The following is a 17,828-nucleotide window of genomic DNA, read 5'->3' as shown; positions in this document are numbered from 1 at the left end:
AGGGAGCAGAGGGGCAGAGGGGCAGAGGGGCAATTCCAGTCACTAGCCACTAGCCACTAGTCACTGATAACTGTTACTTAAGTTAATCTAACTATTGCGATCGGTGCAGGCGATAGTGGAGAAATACTTCTTGTGCTTCAACTTGAGCTGATAACAGTTCCAGTCGTGGCGCTAAATTTTCTGGGAAACCCATCCCTGCCACTGGGCTAGGGGCGTTTGTCCCCCCCAAAAGTAAAGGACAGACAGTCAACCACATCTCATCGATTAAATCGACTGCTAGCATCGCTGCCACCAACTCACCCCCACCGAGAACGGCTAAGCGTTTGATTCCCAAAGAGAATAACTGCTCTAAAGCAAATGTCCAGTCAATTCTTGGTTGACAGTTGTTTTTCTCCGTCTGCCCCTCTGCTCCCTGCTCCCTGCTAAGTACTCCCTGCTCCCCCACAATCACTTTCTCAAATTCCGATCGCCCCTGCCAAGACTTTGCCCCAGCCGCAGATGCGATCAACCAACGAGGTACGGGTTGGCGAAAAAATCGCCACTGAGGATCGATCTTGGCACTAGCAGAAGCCAGGATCTGAATTGGTTGCGATTTTTGATGATTCTGTAGTCTTTGATGCAGTAATTTAGCACTAGTTACGCTTAAGGTTGTGCCGTAAGCGCGAAGCGTACCAGCCCCGAATAGTGTGGCATCGGCAGCAGCTATTTGTTGTTCGAGATGGAATCGATCGCGCTGGGAGGAAAAGCGAGCAGGCGATCGCCTCGCATCGGCAATCTTACCATCGGCACTCATTGCCAAGATAACTGTTGTATGGGGACGACTTCGAGATCGATCCACGAGCTGCTACCTAGTTTTAAACGATCGAGCGTGTTGGCAACCATACAGTAGTAGAAAACACTGTCTCTGCGCTGGCAAAATCTGCCGGAAGTTTTAGCGTAAAAAGTCACACTTTAATTAATTTTGAGTTAATGTTTAAAGATAAAACATTTCTTATGATTAACCAACGAATCTTTTTATACAACATATATGGTAGCAGCTAGAGCTTTTAGATACGCTGTGAAAATGTCGAAAACATCAAGAACGCAATTGAGCTTGGCATCCGTAAATCTCGAACTTTGTTTTGTATGATTTGTTAAATCAGACAAAGATTTTGACAGAATTTGCTTGGCAGCGATCGCGTTTAATGGTATTTAAATGCTAAAACTAATCTGTTTGCTAGCAAGCTATTACTAGAGGGTCTTGCATCTATTTTGAGGGAGCTTCCATGGCTAAGCCCAGTCAATCCTCATTTCGTCGTATCTTACTTGCAAGAATACTGCTGCTGACCGTACCAGTATTGTTGATTGGGGAAGCGGTGACTTTCAGGAAAGCACGTTCTAGCTTGCTAGAAACTGCGCGCTGGAATTTAACTGAAAGTGCGGTGAACAAGGGAGAAAATATCAGCAACGCGATCGCGGCACTGAAATCAAATCTGCTGCTGGCAAGTCAAACCACCGTCATCCGAACTGGTTCGCCTGCACAGGCTCGGGAGTTTCTCCAACAGTTAGCGTCAACGCTGCCAAATACTCAGTGCTTGCAGGTGAGTGAGATCGGCACGGGTAATTTGGTAGCCAGTACTTGTGGTAATACTCGAATTGCTTCTGCTAAAGCCGATCCCGCTTGGCAACAGCAGCAAAATCAAAAAATCTCGCCTTTGATTCGCGTCCAGCCACTCGTCGAAATTGAGGCGCGGCGATCGCTACAGCTATCCGCATCGCTAGATCCTCAACGCTCTCTGGGACAACTACAATTAGTTCTATCGGCTCCCGTGTACAACAGTAGCGGGCGATTGACCTACAGCCTCAACGTACTATCGGCACTGCACAAAAGAGAACGAGATCGACCAGGATTGCTGGCTGGCTCCACCGTCGTGATCGATCGCAACGGCACGATCTTAGCCCACCCAATGGCTAACCGCATTGGACGCAACGTCGCGCAAGAGCAAGATGCAGGACAACTACAACATCTGCTCAAAAATGCGATCGCCGGACGCACGCGCCAAGATTTTCTCCACTTGTCGTTCGATCGAAACGGTCCCGACCTGCTAGCTGGCTATAACGTCATTCCCAGTCCGATCGATCGAGCCAACGGATACTGGCTGATTTTAGCCGTTACCCGTCTGGATCATGCCCTCTACGGACTGCAAGAAATTAAAGTTATCCTTGTCGTACTGACCATCGGCTTGTTAGTAGCGACCTTAATCGCCGCACTACATATCATCCGCGATTTAGCAAGACCTTTAGAAAAACTACGGGACTACGCCCTCAACCTACAAAGCCACCACGCTGCCGAGCGAGTCCCGCACAATTTCAAAGTACGCGAGGTAGAACAGCTAGCAGAAGCCTTGGAAGCAATGCTAGGACGGCTAAATGCTTCGGCAGCAGAATTAGAAACCGCTTGGCAAGAAGCCCAGGCTTCCAACCAGATGAAAAGTGAATTCTTAGCCAATACTTCCCACGAGTTACGCACCCCTCTCAATGCCATCATCGGATGTATTCGCCTCGTCCGCGATGGCTGCTGCGACGATCGCAGCGAAGAACTAGAGTTTTTGGCACGGGCTGATGAGGCAGCTATTCACTTATTAGGTATTATTAACGATTTGCTCGACATTGCCAGAATTGAAGCTGGTAAACTCTCAGTCGTTACAGAAGCGCTGGATTTACGGCAAGTTTTGCGAGAAGCGATCGACCTGCAAAAGGTACAAATCCAGCAAAAAGGGCTGCAATTGATCGCTACAGAGTGGCAAGAACCGCTACTAGTTCATGCCGATGCTGCCAAACTTAAGCAAGTGCTGATCAATGTTATAGGTAACGCTGTCAAGTTCACCGATCGCGGCAGCATCAGCATCAAACTAGAAATTACTGCCCAACCCGTACAAGATGGCAGTACTACATTTTGGGTCACTGTGGCTGTAGAGGATACGGGACTGGGAATCGATCCGGCTCAGCAACACAAGCTCTTTCGTCCCTTTGTCATGGTAGATGGTACTACTACCCGCAAGCTAGGCGGGACTGGCTTAGGATTGGCAATTTCCCGCAATTTAATTGAATTAATGGGGGGTCGCATTGCCCTCAGTAGCCCTGGTATCGGTCTAGGGACTACTGTAGAAATTAGCTTACCATTAGTCGATCCTTTGCCGTCTCCTCCCAGCTTGGAGACCCAGCTATCAGAGCGATCGCACTCCACCAACGACAACAATTTTGATTTAAACGAACAGAGAGCTTTACTGGAGGATGACTTGAGAGAGAGAATTATAGAAGAATCCAAAAGACTAAACTCCATTAGCTCTGTCAAAAGTCTACAAGTTGAGGAAAACATTAATGGTAGTGGTGTGACTTGTCTTTGATAGGGAGTCGGGAACCGGGAGTCGGGAGTCGTCGGGGCGGGTTTTGACAGGATGTTCCTGAAACGCCCCAGAATTGGACCAATAAACCCGCCCGTACGGGAGTAGGGGAAAGGGAGCAGTTGTTAATTTATGAATTCTGGTAAATTCTACTGTGCTATTTGTACCAATTGAGATTTTGTTGGTAGAGGATAACTCTGGTGACGTGCAGTTAACTAAATTGGCTTTAGAAGAAAGCAAAATGTCTGTAAACTTGCACGTAGTTGAGGACGGTGTAGAAGCATTAGCATTCTTGCGAAAAGAGGGAAAGTATACTAGCGCAAAACATCCAGATATAATCTTGCTCGATCTCAATCTGCCTAAAAAGGATGGGCGAGAAGTGCTAGCAGAGATTAAAGCAGACCCCAACCTCAAGCGCATTCCTGCGATCGTGCTGACAGCTTCTCAAGCTGAGGCAGACATACTCAACGCTTACAACCTCAACGCCAATTGCTACATTACTAAGCCAGTTAGCTTTGACCGCTTTGTCAAAATCGTGCAGTCGATTGAAAACTTTTGGTTCACCATCGTGAGGCTACCGTAAACCCTGCACAGTCAACTATCAGTGGCTAGTGGAACCAGTGGCTAGTGGCTAGTAATTGCGACTTACGACTTCTTCCTAGTATTCCAGCAAACTTCCGACTGCTGGACAAAATTGCTATCTTTGATAGTAACCATAGATATTATTAAGAATAATTAAGAGAGGTATTGTGGCTCTATACGCTGAATTGCACCGCCACTTGGGGGGTTCGGTCGTGCCTCGCGTTCTCTGGCGCTACTTCCAGCGTCACGCTGACGACAAAATCGAGCGGTTTGCTGACTATGCTGCGTTTGAAGATTTCTATACCCGTCCCCGCAACACGTTGGACGAGTATTTAGAATTGCACACTTTAGTTGAGAGCGTGCAAACGATTGAGACTTTGCCTTACTTTGTCTATCGCTTGATTCGTGGGGCGTATATTTTTGAAAATTTGGCGTACTTAGAAATTCGCTACACGCCATATTTACGCACGTCAGGGCATTTAACTCAATCCCAACGGATCGAACAGATGGCGGAGATTGTTGACGTGGTAGGCAAAGCAAGCCAACTTTCCGAATATCCGATTGTCACTAGCCAAATTTTGTGTATGCATTCGCGGCTACCCTATGAGGTAAATCGGGCAATTGTGGACTTGGCTGCCCAAAAACGAGAATATGTTTGTGCTGTGGATGTCGCTGGTGGTGATGGACATTATGCAGAACGCCTAGAAGAGTTCGTGCAATTGTATGCCTACGCGCGATCGCTTGGTTTAAATACCACGGGACACTTATATGAAACTCCCGCAGGTTGTTATCCTGAATTATTGCCCTATCTGATGCGGATCGGTCACGGTATCCAAATTCCCCTGCTGCATCCCGAACTGTTACCAGATTTAGCCAGCAGACAGCAATGTTTAGAGGTTTGCCCTACAACTTATTTAAAGACGGGAACCCTACAGGACATGCGCCAGTTGAAGTTGGTATTTGACCGTTGTTTGGATGCTGGAGTAGATATTGCCATCTGCACGGATAACGCCGGATTGCACAACGTCCGGTTGCCATTTGAGTACGAAAATCTGCTGACGCTGGATATTATTGACTTTGACGAATTGCAAGCTTGTCAAGATGCAGCCTTCCGCCATGCCTTTGCTTGGCCCTATGGCGATCGCCCAGCGTCTTTACTCAATGGATTACTCAAGCCATCATTATCAACTGGAGTGCTGGCAATGCAAGATTAAGATTGGTAGACGGTAGATGGTAATTGGTAATTGGTAGATGGTAGTTGATAAGTAGGTGGATTTTTATGTCTAGCCACTACTCACTACTCTCTACTCTCTAATATGAACCCTAATAACCAAAATACTGGAATTGCAAACATATTAGCAGCCAATACCGAACTGATACAACTTGCTGATGGAATGCTATTTGGCGAAGGACCAGTTTGGGATAAGCAACATCAACAACTGATTTTTAGCGATACTGGGGCAAACGAACATAAATCTTGGAGTGAAACTCAAGGATTGCAAACTTACCGCAAACCCAGTTATCAGCCAAATGGCAATGTGCTTGATTCTGTGGGTAATCTTTATACTTGCGAACACGAAACGCGGGCAATAAGTATTACAGATAAAGACGATCGCCGGACAATTTTATGCGATCGCTTTCAAGGTCAGCAGTTCAATTCACCGAATGACTTGGAAATTAAATCGGATGGGACGATCTGGTTTACCGATCCACCTTATGGTTTGGGCGATAGAACTCAGGAAATCGACTTTAATGGTGTATTTCGCTACGCTCTGAAAACACAAGAATTAACAGTGGTTGTTAAAGATTTGAGTATGCCGAATGGCATTGCTTTTTCTCCAGATGAAACCAAGCTATATGTAGGTAACTCAGCGGCAGGCGATCGCTATATTTGGATTTTTACTATTAACTCAGATGGAACTCTTTCGGCTGGAGAAAAACTCTGTCAAATTGATAACAATGATTGGGGGGCTGATGGTGTTGATGTAGATGCCAATGGCAATATTTATGCAGGTTGCGGCGATGGCGTACATATTTTTTCTCCTACAGGTCTATTACTCGGCAAAATTTTGACCCCAAGCGCGATTTCTAATTTCGCCTTTGGTGAGGAAGATGGTAAAACTTTATTTATGACGAGCGAACACGCTTTGTATCGAATTGAATTATTAGTTGCAGGCGCAGTGCGGCGATGGTGAAATTTCTATAGTTTCGTTATTGCTTTTATAGTAGGTAGGCAATACCTGCCTATGCTGAAATTTTTTTGACTTAACGCACTTTACTTATATTTCAAAATCAAATATGAATCCTATAGGAATGATTTTCTTGGAAACTCCTAGACTAATTCTCCGCCAGTTTAAGCCGGATGATGCTCAAAAATTATTAGATTTAGATAGCGATATTGAAGTGATTCGTTATGTAGATCTGGGCATTATCAAAGGTGGTGAGCCTCTAGAGAAAAGTTATGAAAAATATCAAAACAATATTTTACCAAAGTGGATGCAATATTATCAACAATATCCAGGTTATGGATTTTGGGCAGCTATTGAAAAATCTAGTCAAGAATTCATCGGTTGGTTTCATTTACGACCAGCATTAGATAGTCAGTTTAATGTTGATTCAGGATTATTTCATGCTGATGAAATTGAATTAGGTTATCGCTTGCGTCGAGTTTCTTGGGGTAAAGGCTACGCCACTGAAGGTTCTCGCGAACTTGTCTCAAAAGGCTTTGCTGAATTAGGAACTCAATGTATCGTGTCTTCTGCGCTGGCAGAAAATCGAGCTTCTACCCGCGTGATGGAAAAAGCAGGGTTAAAGTTTGAATTGAAGTACGTTCACCCAGAAATCGATCGCGAGGTGATGAAGTATAGTTTGAGAAATCCTTCGGGGTGCGCTGTCAGCGCACCCTATATTTCAATTTAACCGTCACCTAAATTCTTAGGAATCTCTTTAGGAATTACCCAGTAATAAATTGTAGAACCACCAGGAGTCTGCAAGGTTTTTTCTGGTTTCCAATCGCCCATATCAAACGCATGAGACACAATACGAGTGCCAGGTTTGAGCTGTTTGAATAGCTGCGGTCTCAGCTTAACATTAAGTTCGGGTAACAAATAAAGCGTCACGACAGTTGCATCGCTGAAGTCGCTTTTAAACAGGTCTTGATTGAGAAACGTCACGCGGTCTGTTACGCCTGCCTTTTTCGCGTTTTCCTTTGCTTCTTTAATCCGTTCTGGGTTGATGTCTATCCCAACTGCCTTTTTCACTTGATATTTTTGTACAGCAGTAATTGGGATGCGTCCGTCGCCACTACCAAGGTCGTAGAGCGTATCATTTTTAGTCACCTTAGCAACTTTGAGCATTTCGTCTACCGTCTCTTGGGGTGTAGGTACGTAGACGACATCTGGTTCGCGGAGTGGTGCTTGCGTATCTTGAGCAATTGTTTGAGTGTGAGCGTTAGTCTGGGTAGTGAGACTGTAACCAGTTATTCCTAAGCCAACTATACCAATGCAGGCGATCGGTAGTAGGAACAAGCGTTGTCGGCGCATTATTTTCCTTTCCTGTAGCCGTTTCCGTATAACATAATGCCATGTTATAAGTCGTAAGTTGTAAGTCGTAAGTCGTAAGTCAGAAGACAATTGACTGTTGTTAGTGTTGGCAAACGCTCCGCTACACTGCGCGAACAAGGTTTTTGATGAGTAGCTGGTGACTAAAAGTCAGAAGTTAAAATTTAAGAATCACAACTTCCACCAACTACCAACTATCAACTATCAACTACCAACCATCAATTAAATAAGTACGCCAAGATTGAATTTTATCTTCATCAGTAGTTTGAGGAATTGCTAAACGCCAGGTTTTCCCCTCTTTCTGAAGTTGTAAATAGACCTCGAATGGATTATTTTCTTGCGTTGTCCGTCGTTGAGAGATTTGTAAGGTGCGATCGTAAGTTCCGATAATTCGATATGCTGGTAAGTTACCGATTTTGAGTTGTTGCTGTTCTTGTATTCGCAGGCGATCGATTTCTAGTTTAAGTGGTGTAGACAGTTGGAGTTTCTGGCTTATTTGTTGTTGCAATTGAGATAACTGAACTTCTAAAGCTTTTTGTACCAGTCGCTCGTTCGGTACTACGATTGGCGTGCTGCTACATGCTGTCAGCAATATTAGCAAGATTCCAATTAAAACGAGCGGTAGTTTTCGGCACATAGAACTTGCATTCGTGGGCGACAAGAGACAGCAACTAAGGTGTATGGAACTTTCTAGAGTTAGTATAAGCTGTGGATGACTCTATCGAGCAGTCAATTATGCAAAAAAAATCTCTTGGTTTAGACGAGCGCCTCTACGATTACTTTCTATCTATTTCTCTACGGGAATCAGAAGTTTTATATCAGTTGCGTCAAGAAACAGCTAATTATCCCGCAGCCATGATGCAAATTGCTCCCGAACAAGGTCAATTTATGGCTTTACTAGTTCAATTGTTAGGAGCAAAAAAAACTTTAGAAATAGGGGTATTTACGGGTTATAGTTCTTTATCTGTGGCTCTAGCACTGCCTGCTAATGGTAAGATAGTTGCTTGCGATGTGAGTAAAGAATACACAAATATAGCGCGGCGTTATTGGCAGCATGCTGGAGTTGCTAACAAAATAGATTTGCACTTAGCACCAGCACTAGAAACACTAGATCGATTATTGGCATCGGGACAATCGGAAACTTTTGATTTTGCTTTTATCGATGCAGATAAAGAAAACTATGACTGCTATTACGAGCGATCGCTTCAGTTAGTGCGTCCTGGTGGTTTAATTGCAATTGATAACGTTCTCTGGGGGGGAGATGTTGCTAATCCTCAAGTTCAAAATCGAAGTACTCAAGCAATTCGGGCGCTCAATGAGAAATTGCATCTTGATGAAAGGGTATTTTTAAGTTTAGTACCAATTGCTGATGGATTGACTTTAGCATTGAAGCGATAGCTTCAGGCAGGAGATTCAGCCTTTTCAGATCTGCTTCTAGGCGCAATCTTCAGTAAAAAATTGTCCACTTCTACTAAAAAGTCTCCGGCTGAATCACGCTTTACATTCCCCTGAGCGTCATCTTGTTCTGCTGCTATGGCTTCCTGTAACAGTTGCTCGTGCTGTTGTTGTAAAAGTCTTTTGTGAAGAATTTCTAGCAACACTGCTTGCTCGTCGATTGATAAAGCGTCTACCGTTTCGATCGCCTGCTGAAACTTAGAGGTGTTAAGTACCATAAATATAGATAAGTTACCAACTTCGTTAAGTCTATTCTTAAGTGTAATCTACAAGATGCTTTTGTAGTACGGAAATTTCCTAATGATTTTAGTTGAAGCAATTCGTCATGCGGTCGGGCTTTATAATTTTTTAAGAGTTAAATTTAAACTTTCTTATTTCTGCTTCTTCGGTAAAACGGTAAAAATTGATAACCCCCTTTGAAAAAGCTTAAAAAGGGGGTTATAAGATCTATTTTTAGTGCGATCGCGCTTTTATTGTCCTCTCATTCTGGCTTTATATTCTGCATAATAGTTGCTGAATCTCCAGAATTCGATAATGAGATGCCGCACGGAATGATAGCTTTTTTTAGCAATATTGTAGGCTTGCTGTCTGTAGCTGGCAGGTGCGCGATCGGTGTGTTGACAAGAAGTGTCTCTCATGTTTTTCTCCTAAATGAATTACAGTTTTGACAAAATTAACGGTAATATCTTTGCTCGATCCAAGAACGCATTTCGGCTTCAGAACCAAAACTTACAGACTGATTTGTTGTTGGGTCAAATGCTTGCCACCACGTATTGCCTTGGCGATCGCGGCGTTGCTTTACTTGTAGTTCATTGCCTTGAAATAACCAAGTAAATAATTGCTGCAAAAATCTGGTAATTTTGGCGTAGTCTCTTGGCTGTGCAACAATAAATTTAGTTTGAGATTTGCAGTCGATTGTTTCATTTGTAGGAGAGATTAAGTAATCGCAATTAGCTTTCATAGTTTGAGGTAATTGAAAGTAAAAATAAGTCTTTGCTTTGCGGCACAAATCTAATCTAACAACTACTAATTCTGATGACAAAGCAATCTATGCATAGTTGTATGAATAAAATCGATAGATCGAAAATAAGGTAAGTTATGAATGGGTAGTAGCTTAAACTTATATCTTGCAGATGGCGATTAGAAATCGCGACTACATAGACAAAACCTACCTGCGTAGGTTGAAATACACTATCTTCCCTAAGTCCGCCTGCGCGGACTTGGTTTGTGTAGCTGCGACTTATAGTCGCTCAAGCTTATTGAAAGATTTTATGTTAGAGCTAAATTCTCAAATCGTTTATTATTGGAGCCATGCTTGAGCTTAGCAATAGTCAGATCAAACTCTCCCAACTGCGAGCATTGTTGGCAGTAGCCGAATACGGTAATTTTAGTGAAGCAGCTTTACGTTTAGATTTGTCTCAATCAGCAGTCAGCCACGCGATCGCATCACTAGAAGATGAACTAGGAATCTTATTATTCTCTCGCAGTCGGCAAGGCGCAGCTCCCACACCTGTAGGAGAACAGGTAATTGAATACGCTCGGCAAATCTTGCAGCTGTTAGAAGAGATGGTTGCAGCAGCCAAATCAGAAAAAAGCTTGCAGAGTGGCACTGTCAGAGTTGCTTGTATACGGAGTGCAGCCACCCATATCTTACCGTCTGCGATCGCCCAATTTCGCCGTCGTAGTCCAGGAATTGCGATCGACATCTTAGAACATTTCGACCACTTGGATGTAGAAAAAGCTTTGCGGGAAGGTCAAGCTGATGTAGGCTTTACCCACCTTCCTACCAGTGCGGAATTTGAGACTTGGGAAATTTTGCGGGATGAATATGTCGCTCTACTACCACCATCTGCTAATTTGCGGCAGAATCAGTGTACTTGGGAAGAATTATTTGCTTATCCTTTAATTGTTCCTAGTACCAATAATGCGTGTTTTGCCACGCTCCGCAACCACCTGCTAAGCGCAGGTATTCGGATCGATAATCAGGTTGCTTACCAAGTTAACGAAGACTCTACTGTTGTCAGCATGGTATTACAAGGTTTAGGCGCAACAATTATGCCACGGCTAGCAGCAGAACCCATCCCATCAGCCGTACATGCGTGTAGTTTGCCAGTACCATTAGAAAGAATCATTGGAGTAGCTGTGCTAGCAAATACGCTGCTAACTCCAGCCGTGTTTTCCTTTTTAGACGTGCTACGCGGTGTCGCATCTCCTCCGATGAAATGTGCGTAATTCAGTTATCAGTTATCGTAGGGGCGGGTTTTGACCAAAAATTTAGAGCTTTGGTTGTCAATCTATTTGCTAAACCCGCCCGTACAGTTATCAGTGTGGAGACGTTGCATCTCACATCTGTACAAAGCGATTGGTTATCAGTTATCAGTCAACCATTAACCGTCAACCGTCTTCACGGAGTGTAGCGCAGCGTTTACCGTTAACTATCAATGACCAATGATCGATGACTAATGACCAATAACACTAAAAACTTGTTGCTCTAACTTGTCGCACGACTGACGTACAAGTCTCAATCCTTCATCTGGAGAAATTTCGCCTGTAGGGGGTTGGAATTCTTGCAAAAGTTCCGCTTCTGTAGTTTGATATTCACCGAGATCGGAACGCATCTTCGTCAAAAAATTTATTCCTTCACCGTCTTGAGTCGCAAATTCAAATATGGAGTCGAGATAATCTTTAACTTCCCGATTTTTCACTCCTTCGGTTACGGCTGCATAGAGCAAGTCGTTATCTAAATATTCAAATTCTGGTACGTCTAACCGATCGCCATTTAATTGAAAAGTTTTAACGCCTGCTTTTGGTCTGACGGTTAAATTCTCGCGTCTGACTCTCGCACCAGCGTTACTCACTAAAGTTGCGATCGCCAATATGCGATCGGGATAGTTACTGTCCGTACCGCGCAATTCGATCGTCCCAATCTTGTTAAGTCGGACGCGGTTCCATGCCGTTTTTAACAAGCTACCTCCCGCCTCAAAAAACAGGTGGCGTTCTACCCCAGCGCGATCCATTGCTGATAACCAAGCATGGTAGCGTGAAAACTGTAACTCGACTAATTCTTCAATGTTGTGAACGTAAGGCTGAAGTCCTCCCACTGCTTGTAGATGGGTGTAAACTCCTTCCCAGCCGAAAATATCTCGTCCTCGGTAATGTACGGTATGTGCTGAAACATTCATTCCCCTTCCTTCGTAAAACGGACAAGCGCGGGAAAGTGCGATGAGTGCAGCGTCTAAAGCTGTAGCTAGATTGAAGAGATTCAGGATTTCCGCTTGGGCTGCTGGAGTAGCGTTGTAAGATACCCCTATGCGCGGATCGATCGCCCCTGGCGATACTTCTAAATGTATGTGCGTACCCGTACACCTGCCTGCGTGTAAGAAGCGATCGTAACCTACGGTACGCAGTTGAACGTGATACCATAGCTTATTACGAATTATCGGCATGACATGCAAGGGATAAGTAGACAAGGGATAGAGTCTCAAATCCAATTCTTGCCCCGCCTGGATTGCTATTTGCAGATTACTTAAATACTCTTGAGCGAGTTCAGTAACTGAATTGACCGGGTTTGTATTAATTTCAACAATATGCTTAACCCATTCCGGTGCAAAACAATCTGAATTGCTGCCTTTTTCAGTTGCGATCGCCTGACAGCGCGATAAAAACTCATCGGCACGATGAGAAATTGCCCCAGTTCGATCGACGAGGAAAAACTCTTGTTCAAATCCGAGTCGCCGTATTGCTTCTGTCATGGCTAAAATCTCTGCAATTTAGTTTTCCACCTCTACTGCAATGATTTCACGCTCGCTGATAATTTAAAGTATCTAAGAGATAGACTTTGGCTACCGAGCTAAAATATCTCTCTTACGGCGTAAATTTAACGCGCTCAATGATGTTAAGACCAATATTCCGGCTGGCAAATATCGATCGCTAGTGCGATTAAATTGGCAAAATCAATTTTGACAACTAACAACCAAAAACGTATTTGTTCTCGCTGTCTTTGGCTACTTTTAAAGGCAATTCGCCAAATCGTAGCAGCTAGAGGTAGCCAGGGATAGGTTTTTCTCAACAGTCGAAACCACAACGGACAAAATTGGTTTGGCATTGGTGTGATTGAGAAAGCAAAAGTCAAAAGTCAGAAGTCAAAAGTCGAAAACTATAATGTGCCTGCGCGAAGCGTGAAATCAAAGTACGATCTTGGCATACTTACACCAAGTGGCAATCGCAGACAGAACACCCAAGCTCGTGCGTCTTCTTGTCTTCTTGTCTTCTTGTCTTTGCGTCTTTGCGTGACACAAAATCTTACTTTGAACGCAACTTGGCATCACCATCATATAATATCGAACGTTCGTTATGAAAAAGGTACTGCAAAAGCGATCGCTTGTACGTTTAATTCCCGTCGCCACTGCGATACAGGTTTTTCCCAAGCCTCTTCCCATTTTTGAGCAATAAAGGGTTTTGCAGACATACCCATTTCCCAACCTTGAGCGATGGCTTGGAGTAATTGGGGTAGTTCCTCTGGATACATCAGTATGGTACTAACTAAAGCATTGGCAATCAACATACCAGCCAAAGGCAACCGAAATTGTGCCAAGTAGAATGCTTGCAAACCAATTTCAGCAATTTCTGATGTACCAAAACCTGTAATAACGTGCCAAATATCGTGAGTCTGCTGCCAACGATATTCGATGTAGCTGGTATCGGCATCTATTTGCACTTCGGGATCGATGCGATCGAACCCTTGCTGTTTCAAGCTAGAAGCGTAGGCATAGCCAAGAGAATCTTGGGGATATTGCAACAGTGCTTCCAGATCGTGAGCTGGAGCAATGTAGCGTTCTTCTAACATTGCTGCTACTTCTGGATTTGCCTTCATTGCCTCTGCTGCTAACTCAAAGGCACGGCTGCGGATTAAGGCGTGACTTAATTCGTCAACAGTATCTAAATTTTCTGGCTCAAAAAGCAAGAAGAAGAAAGCTTTCACTGCCTTGAGAAATCGCAGGTTAAAGCCTTGTGGAATGCCCAAGTGACGCGAAATACTTTTCCAGGTTCGAGAACCGAGAGATTGCATAGTTGTGTCTCCTTGTGGAGGCGTTACATATAACGTCTCTACAGTAAAATATGATCGATGCTCATATTTTAAAATACGAACATTATTCATGTTTCGTCAAGCGTAGATAGCAACGAATTCTCAAAAAAATCCTCAAATGCGGCGAAAACCCCAGCAGGCGCGGAGTCAAGAGCGAGTGGCTCGGATTTTGAACGTAGCAGAACAGATGTTTATAGAAGCAGGGTATCAGGATACAACCACAAGAGCGATCGCTTCCCGTGCTGAAATTCCTGTAGGTTCGCTGTATCAGTTCTTTCCCGACAAAGCTGCAATTCTGAAAGCATTAGCAGCAAAATACATAGAACAGGAACGACAGATATTTGCCGACCTGCATACAGAAGAGGCGATCGCATTATCATTATCTGTATATGTAGAAAGAGTTCTCGACACATACGATCGCTTCTACACTGCCAATCCTGGTTATCGGATTGTCTTCGAGCAGTTATTGAAAGCTACGCCAGAAGTACCTCTCTCAATGTATGAAGAGATGGAAATACCCCTTAGTGCTGAATTGCAAAAATTTCTAGCTCGAAGAAAACCAAGTTTAGATCCAGCACAGTGCGAGTTAATTGCCACTATTTCTGTAGAAGTGGTAGGAACTTTACAATGGTTATCTTTGCATCGAGATGAATTTTTTCGTGCCAAGGTTGTAGACGAGACAAAGAAATTAATTTTGGGTTATTTAAAGTTATATTTGGATGAATAGGCTAGTTTCTTAAGAGCCTTTTCTTGTCATCTCAAATAAATATTGAGCATTTTGTCCCAAAAAAGCATCAAATAATACTTTCTTTCCCGATGCTTCTACTGGGTAGCGTTCGGCAATTTCATAATAAGCATAAGTCCAAGGAATTTGAATCAATTTCCCAGTCACATCATCTATGACTGTCACCATCTCTTTCACTGCATGAGTAGCAGTCTGACGCAAACCAACTTCTAAACTACCTTCAATTTGGGCTTTCATCGGTACTCCCAAAGCAGCTAAGCCGTTAGCTGTAGTCTCTATATCTGGATATTGTAGAGTGTGCTGGCGGTTGACGTAGCCAGTGAAATGATTGACTGCATATCCGTGTAATAATACCCAAGCTCCATATTGGGTAACTCGATTAACTTCTTCTACCACAGATTTTTTGGGCGGCGACCAAGGACGGGTGAATACGCCTTGGAGTCGATCTACTATTAGATCTATATCGGTTGGATTAGTTGCATTAGAGGGCATTGCCCACCCTAGAGAGGCATCGCTAACAGTTTGATAGATCGGAGATGCGATCGCCTCTGGTAATTCTTCTACAATCAATTCACTGATGAAAAGTTTGGGTAAGTCATACTGTTCCTGCTCTGGGTGTCGATAGTGGCGAGCATATAAATTTTGGGCTGGAAAAATATATTCTCCCGCTGCCTTGTATCCTAAAGTTTCGGCAACACTAGCTAAATACTCAATGCCTAAATTCTGTCTTCCTTCGGGCGTATCAATATTTAATCGCAGCGAACGAAAGGCAATATGGTCGTTGGCAACCGTACCACCTGCTTGTAAAACCATTTGTTCGTAAACTTGAGCGTAGCTAACTCTAGCACGGTATTGTTGCCAGAGTCGATCCCAAAGATGAAGAGTAATTTCAGCTTTCATAACATCATGAAGGAAGAAGGGGATGAAGAGGTGGGCATTGCCCACCCTGCTGACTGATAACTGATAACTTTGTAGAGACGTTACATGTAACATCTCTACACTGACAACTGTTTCCTCACAAGTTCCTCAAATTCTATTTCTATATTAAATATCAAGTCATCTGAGTCATCTGTGAATGACGGTAGTGTGACTGGTAGATGCTACGCCTTTGCGCTGATATAGTTCCGCACATTCTATGGTGGTGAGTGCGGAACTTTTTTATTTTTATAATTAGTCATTTGTCATTTGTCATTTGTTATGGTGATAGTAAGAGGCACATTTTGACTTTTGACTTTTGACTTTTAACTTTGTACATATTTGTTCAACTAACTTCATTCGGTTGAAACAAACTCACAAGATTCTCAACTTTTCTACTTAGCGTAAAAGTAGACATATTCCGGGGAGAGTCTGATATGGAAAGCTTCGATTTTGTCATTATGGGAGCTGGACTAGGGGGACTGTCAGCTGCCGCTTGTTTGACTCGACAAGGATATCGGGTTGTGGTTTTGGAGCAGCATTACTTAGCTGGCGGATGCTGTCATACGTTCGATTATGGGGAATATAGATTTTGTGCAGACGTTCACTATATTTCCCAGTGTGGCTCGGGTCAGGCGATCGCGCAATTTCTGAATTACATCGAGCGGGATGTCCCCTTTGTTTCCCTCAATCCCGATTGCATCGATCGCGTTATTGCTCCAGAAATTGATTTTAAAATTCCTTTAGGTTGGGAAAACCTACGTCAGCGTTTGCTCTCAACTTTTCCAGAGCAAGTCACGCCAATTAATCGCTATTGTGACGAAATTAAGCAAATACACCAAGAGATTCGCAGCCTAGTTCAAGAAGTCCGCTGGTACAATCGCCATCTCTCAGATTGGCTGAAGTTACCCAAGTATTGGAATTTATTTGTAAGACGAAATTGGACGCTGCAAGATCTCTACAATCGTGTCGGTTTGTCACCCGCACTGCAAACGATATTAGCAGGACAGAGCGGAGACTATGCTTTGCCACCCGAGGAAATTGCGCTGTTTACTCATACTTCTTTAGTATGGGATTACTCGGAAGGAGCCTATTACCCTCAGCACCACTTCAAACACTTGGTTGATGAGATTGTTGCAGCCATTACCTCTGGTGGTAGCGTCGTGCAATTTTCAACTCCCGTAGAATATATCGAAGTTGAAGACCGTCAAGTACAAAAAGTCATTGCCGGAGGTAGAACTTATCAGGCTACTCGTGCTTATATCAGCGACCTAGACCCCAAGTTAACTTTACAGTTAATGCGGGAAACTGTCGAAGAATTCAGTAACCGGGAGCGTCAACGCCTGACTGGTTACGAATATTCTGCTAGTGCTTTTAATATTTATTTAGGTTTAGATAGCCGCTTCGAGCCAGAAAAATATGGGATTGGCAATTGGAATATTTGGTATTATCCCAATGGCGATTTAAATCAAGCCTATCGCCAACAATTGGTGGGTGACTTACACCATCCTTGGATTTTTCTTTCTTGTCCTACGATGAAATCTCCAGCAGGTGGTATGGCTCCGCCAGGACATCACGTATTAGAAATTGCTACCGTGTGTCCCTACGAACCGTTTAAACAGTTGCACTCAACAGATCTTAAAGCTTACAAGGCGAAAAAACGGCAATTTTATCAAGATATGATGACAAGCGTGCGAGATTTGATTCCTGATGTGAATGCTTATACTCGCATGAAAGTTTCTGGTACTCCTACTACTAGCGAATACTATCTCGGACAACCACAGGGAAACATTTACGGTGCGAAGTTAATACCCAAGCAAGTCGGTTTGAATCGTTTAGGATATACAACTGAATTGCCAAATCTTTTCTTCGTTGGTGCTAGTGCTGGATATCCCAGTGTTCCAGGTGTCATTGGTAACGGTATGGATGTGGTTGAATTGATTACAGGTCAATCGGTCTGGAATCGAGCTAACACTTCTGAACTGTTGATTAAAAGATAGTTGATCTCTCCTGGTTTGTTAGCTGTTAGCAGGGAGAATGGACACAGTGACCAGTTATCAGTGTAGAGACGTTACATGTAACGTCTGTACTGTTATTCAAGT

At 43.6% G+C, this 17,828-nt stretch carries 20 protein-coding genes; 10 read left to right on the top strand and 10 right to left on the bottom strand.

All coding sequences use genetic code 11. The features are described from left to right. Positions 1-91 precede the first annotated feature (91 nt). Complete coding sequence (locus tag N4J56_RS04095; RefSeq protein ID WP_317105277.1) at positions 92-838, bottom strand: RibD family protein; 747 nt, start codon at positions 836-838, stop codon at positions 92-94. A 427-nt stretch (positions 839-1,265) separates the two neighbouring features. On the opposite strand from N4J56_RS04095, the gene N4J56_RS04090 reads away from it, so the two are divergent. From N4J56_RS04090 to N4J56_RS04070, 5 genes are all read left to right on the top strand, one after another. Then, the gene (locus N4J56_RS04090) at positions 1,266-3,386 is read left to right on the top strand and encodes a sensor histidine kinase (protein ID WP_317105276.1); all 2,121 of its coding nucleotides are present in this window, start codon (positions 1,266-1,268) and stop codon (positions 3,384-3,386) included. A 151-nt stretch (positions 3,387-3,537) separates the two neighbouring features. Beyond that, a complete protein-coding gene (locus N4J56_RS04085; protein WP_317105275.1) occupies positions 3,538-3,966 on the top strand; it encodes a response regulator in 429 nt (142 codons plus the stop codon). A gap of 166 nt (positions 3,967-4,132) precedes the next feature. Next, positions 4,133-5,179: an adenosine deaminase gene (locus N4J56_RS04080; protein ID WP_317105274.1), complete on the top strand. Its 1,047-nt coding sequence runs from the start codon at positions 4,133-4,135 to the stop codon at positions 5,177-5,179. A gap of 102 nt (positions 5,180-5,281) precedes the next feature. Next, positions 5,282-6,160 carry an SMP-30/gluconolactonase/LRE family protein gene (locus N4J56_RS04075; protein WP_317105273.1) on the top strand — a complete coding sequence of 293 codons (879 nt, stop codon included), beginning with the start codon at positions 5,282-5,284 and terminating at the stop codon, positions 6,158-6,160. Positions 6,161-6,278: 118 nt separating this feature from the next. Continuing rightward, positions 6,279-6,884, top strand: a complete 606-nt coding sequence (locus tag N4J56_RS04070) for a GNAT family N-acetyltransferase (protein WP_317110570.1) — start codon at positions 6,279-6,281, stop codon at positions 6,882-6,884. Here N4J56_RS04070 and N4J56_RS04065 read toward each other — a convergent pair. Both N4J56_RS04065 and N4J56_RS04060 read right to left on the bottom strand, forming a co-directional pair. Then, complete coding sequence (locus N4J56_RS04065; RefSeq protein ID WP_039715449.1) at positions 6,881-7,507, bottom strand: SAM-dependent methyltransferase; 627 nt, start codon at positions 7,505-7,507, stop codon at positions 6,881-6,883. The genes N4J56_RS04070 and N4J56_RS04065 overlap by 4 nt on opposite strands. A 226-nt stretch (positions 7,508-7,733) precedes the next feature. Next, positions 7,734-8,162 (bottom strand): hypothetical protein, encoded by a 429-nt coding sequence (locus N4J56_RS04060; protein ID WP_317105272.1) that lies wholly within the window; start codon positions 8,160-8,162, stop codon positions 7,734-7,736. A 98-nt stretch (positions 8,163-8,260) separates the two neighbouring features. On the opposite strand from N4J56_RS04060, the gene N4J56_RS04055 reads away from it, so the two are divergent. Further along, positions 8,261-8,923, top strand: a complete 663-nt coding sequence (locus N4J56_RS04055) for a class I SAM-dependent methyltransferase (protein ID WP_317105271.1) — start codon at positions 8,261-8,263, stop codon at positions 8,921-8,923. 2 nt (positions 8,924-8,925) lie between these two features. Here N4J56_RS04055 and N4J56_RS04050 read toward each other — a convergent pair whose 3' ends face one another. The 3 genes from N4J56_RS04050 to N4J56_RS04040 form a co-directional block, all read right to left on the bottom strand. Beyond that, positions 8,926-9,198: a hypothetical protein gene (locus N4J56_RS04050; protein ID WP_317105270.1), complete on the bottom strand. Its 273-nt coding sequence runs from the start codon at positions 9,196-9,198 to the stop codon at positions 8,926-8,928. Between the two features lie 252 nt (positions 9,199-9,450). Next, a complete protein-coding gene (locus tag N4J56_RS04045; RefSeq protein WP_317105269.1) occupies positions 9,451-9,618 on the bottom strand; it encodes a hypothetical protein in 168 nt (55 codons plus the stop codon). Between the two features lie 35 nt (positions 9,619-9,653). After that, on the bottom strand, positions 9,654-9,941 hold the full coding sequence (locus tag N4J56_RS04040; RefSeq protein ID WP_317105268.1) for a hypothetical protein: 288 nt from the start codon (positions 9,939-9,941) through the stop codon (positions 9,654-9,656). A 350-nt stretch (positions 9,942-10,291) separates the two neighbouring features. Here N4J56_RS04040 and N4J56_RS04035 point away from each other — a divergent pair, with 350 nt between their 5' ends. Together N4J56_RS04035 and N4J56_RS04030 are read left to right on the top strand one after the other, a co-directional pair. Next, positions 10,292-11,212, top strand: a complete 921-nt coding sequence (locus tag N4J56_RS04035; protein WP_317105267.1) for a LysR family transcriptional regulator — start codon at positions 10,292-10,294, stop codon at positions 11,210-11,212. Further along, on the top strand, positions 11,203-11,397 hold the full coding sequence (locus N4J56_RS04030) for a hypothetical protein (protein ID WP_317105266.1): 195 nt from the start codon (positions 11,203-11,205) through the stop codon (positions 11,395-11,397). The genes N4J56_RS04035 and N4J56_RS04030 overlap by 10 nt, the downstream gene beginning before the upstream one ends. A gap of 42 nt (positions 11,398-11,439) precedes the next feature. Here the strand turns inward: N4J56_RS04030 and N4J56_RS04025 are convergent, their stop codons facing one another. The 3 genes from N4J56_RS04025 to N4J56_RS04015 form a co-directional block, all read right to left on the bottom strand. Then, positions 11,440-12,732 carry a glutamate-cysteine ligase family protein gene (locus N4J56_RS04025; RefSeq protein ID WP_317105265.1) on the bottom strand — a complete coding sequence of 431 codons (1,293 nt, stop codon included), beginning with the start codon at positions 12,730-12,732 and terminating at the stop codon, positions 11,440-11,442. Between the two features lie 143 nt (positions 12,733-12,875). Continuing rightward, positions 12,876-13,085, bottom strand: coding sequence for a hypothetical protein (locus N4J56_RS04020; RefSeq protein ID WP_317105264.1), 210 nt, complete (start codon positions 13,083-13,085; stop codon positions 12,876-12,878). 246 nt (positions 13,086-13,331) lie between these two features. After that, positions 13,332-14,048 (bottom strand): Coq4 family protein, encoded by a 717-nt coding sequence (locus tag N4J56_RS04015; RefSeq protein WP_317105263.1) that lies wholly within the window; start codon positions 14,046-14,048, stop codon positions 13,332-13,334. Between the two features lie 136 nt (positions 14,049-14,184). On the opposite strand from N4J56_RS04015, the gene N4J56_RS04010 reads away from it, so the two are divergent. Next, the gene (locus N4J56_RS04010) at positions 14,185-14,793 is read left to right on the top strand and encodes a TetR/AcrR family transcriptional regulator (protein WP_317105262.1); all 609 of its coding nucleotides are present in this window, start codon (positions 14,185-14,187) and stop codon (positions 14,791-14,793) included. Between the two features lie 9 nt (positions 14,794-14,802). Here the strand turns inward: N4J56_RS04010 and N4J56_RS04005 are convergent, their stop codons facing one another. After that, positions 14,803-15,711 (bottom strand): DUF1338 domain-containing protein, encoded by a 909-nt coding sequence (locus N4J56_RS04005; RefSeq protein WP_317105261.1) that lies wholly within the window; start codon positions 15,709-15,711, stop codon positions 14,803-14,805. A gap of 452 nt (positions 15,712-16,163) precedes the next feature. Here N4J56_RS04005 and N4J56_RS04000 point away from each other — a divergent pair, with 452 nt between their 5' ends. Continuing rightward, positions 16,164-17,726 carry an NAD(P)/FAD-dependent oxidoreductase gene (locus tag N4J56_RS04000; RefSeq protein ID WP_317105260.1) on the top strand — a complete coding sequence of 521 codons (1,563 nt, stop codon included), beginning with the start codon at positions 16,164-16,166 and terminating at the stop codon, positions 17,724-17,726. Positions 17,727-17,828 lie beyond the last annotated feature (102 nt).

The sequence above is a fragment of the Chroococcidiopsis sp. SAG 2025 genome, assembly GCF_032860985.1.
Taxonomy (GTDB): domain Bacteria; phylum Cyanobacteriota; class Cyanobacteriia; order Cyanobacteriales; family Chroococcidiopsidaceae; genus Chroococcidiopsis.
The sequence above is the reverse complement of the archived record's forward strand: the minus strand, read 5'-3'. Positions and strand labels throughout refer to the sequence as shown.

Coding starts and splice junctions, on each gene's coding strand:
- N4J56_RS04060 (WP_317105272.1), bottom strand. CDS start 8,162: ATGTGCCGAAAACTACCGCTCGTTTTAATTGGAATCTTGCTAATATTG.
- N4J56_RS04065 (WP_039715449.1), bottom strand. CDS start 7,507: ATGCGCCGACAACGCTTGTTCCTACTACCGATCGCCTGCATTGGTATA.
- N4J56_RS04020 (WP_317105264.1), bottom strand. CDS start 13,085: ATGCCAAACCAATTTTGTCCGTTGTGGTTTCGACTGTTGAGAAAAACC.
- N4J56_RS04025 (WP_317105265.1), bottom strand. CDS start 12,732: ATGACAGAAGCAATACGGCGACTCGGATTTGAACAAGAGTTTTTCCTC.
- N4J56_RS04035 (WP_317105267.1), top strand. CDS start 10,292: ATGCTTGAGCTTAGCAATAGTCAGATCAAACTCTCCCAACTGCGAGCA.
- N4J56_RS04050 (WP_317105270.1), bottom strand. CDS start 9,198: ATGGTACTTAACACCTCTAAGTTTCAGCAGGCGATCGAAACGGTAGAC.
- N4J56_RS04010 (WP_317105262.1), top strand. CDS start 14,185: ATGCGGCGAAAACCCCAGCAGGCGCGGAGTCAAGAGCGAGTGGCTCGG.
- N4J56_RS04000 (WP_317105260.1), top strand. CDS start 16,164: ATGGAAAGCTTCGATTTTGTCATTATGGGAGCTGGACTAGGGGGACTG.
- N4J56_RS04045 (WP_317105269.1), bottom strand. CDS start 9,618: ATGAGAGACACTTCTTGTCAACACACCGATCGCGCACCTGCCAGCTAC.
- N4J56_RS04005 (WP_317105261.1), bottom strand. CDS start 15,711: ATGAAAGCTGAAATTACTCTTCATCTTTGGGATCGACTCTGGCAACAA.
- N4J56_RS04075 (WP_317105273.1), top strand. CDS start 5,282: ATGAACCCTAATAACCAAAATACTGGAATTGCAAACATATTAGCAGCC.
- N4J56_RS04040 (WP_317105268.1), bottom strand. CDS start 9,941: ATGAAAGCTAATTGCGATTACTTAATCTCTCCTACAAATGAAACAATC.
- N4J56_RS04055 (WP_317105271.1), top strand. CDS start 8,261: ATGCAAAAAAAATCTCTTGGTTTAGACGAGCGCCTCTACGATTACTTT.
- N4J56_RS04015 (WP_317105263.1), bottom strand. CDS start 14,048: ATGCAATCTCTCGGTTCTCGAACCTGGAAAAGTATTTCGCGTCACTTG.
- N4J56_RS04070 (WP_317110570.1), top strand. CDS start 6,279: ATGATTTTCTTGGAAACTCCTAGACTAATTCTCCGCCAGTTTAAGCCG.
- N4J56_RS04030 (WP_317105266.1), top strand. CDS start 11,203: ATGTGCGTAATTCAGTTATCAGTTATCGTAGGGGCGGGTTTTGACCAA.
- N4J56_RS04090 (WP_317105276.1), top strand. CDS start 1,266: ATGGCTAAGCCCAGTCAATCCTCATTTCGTCGTATCTTACTTGCAAGA.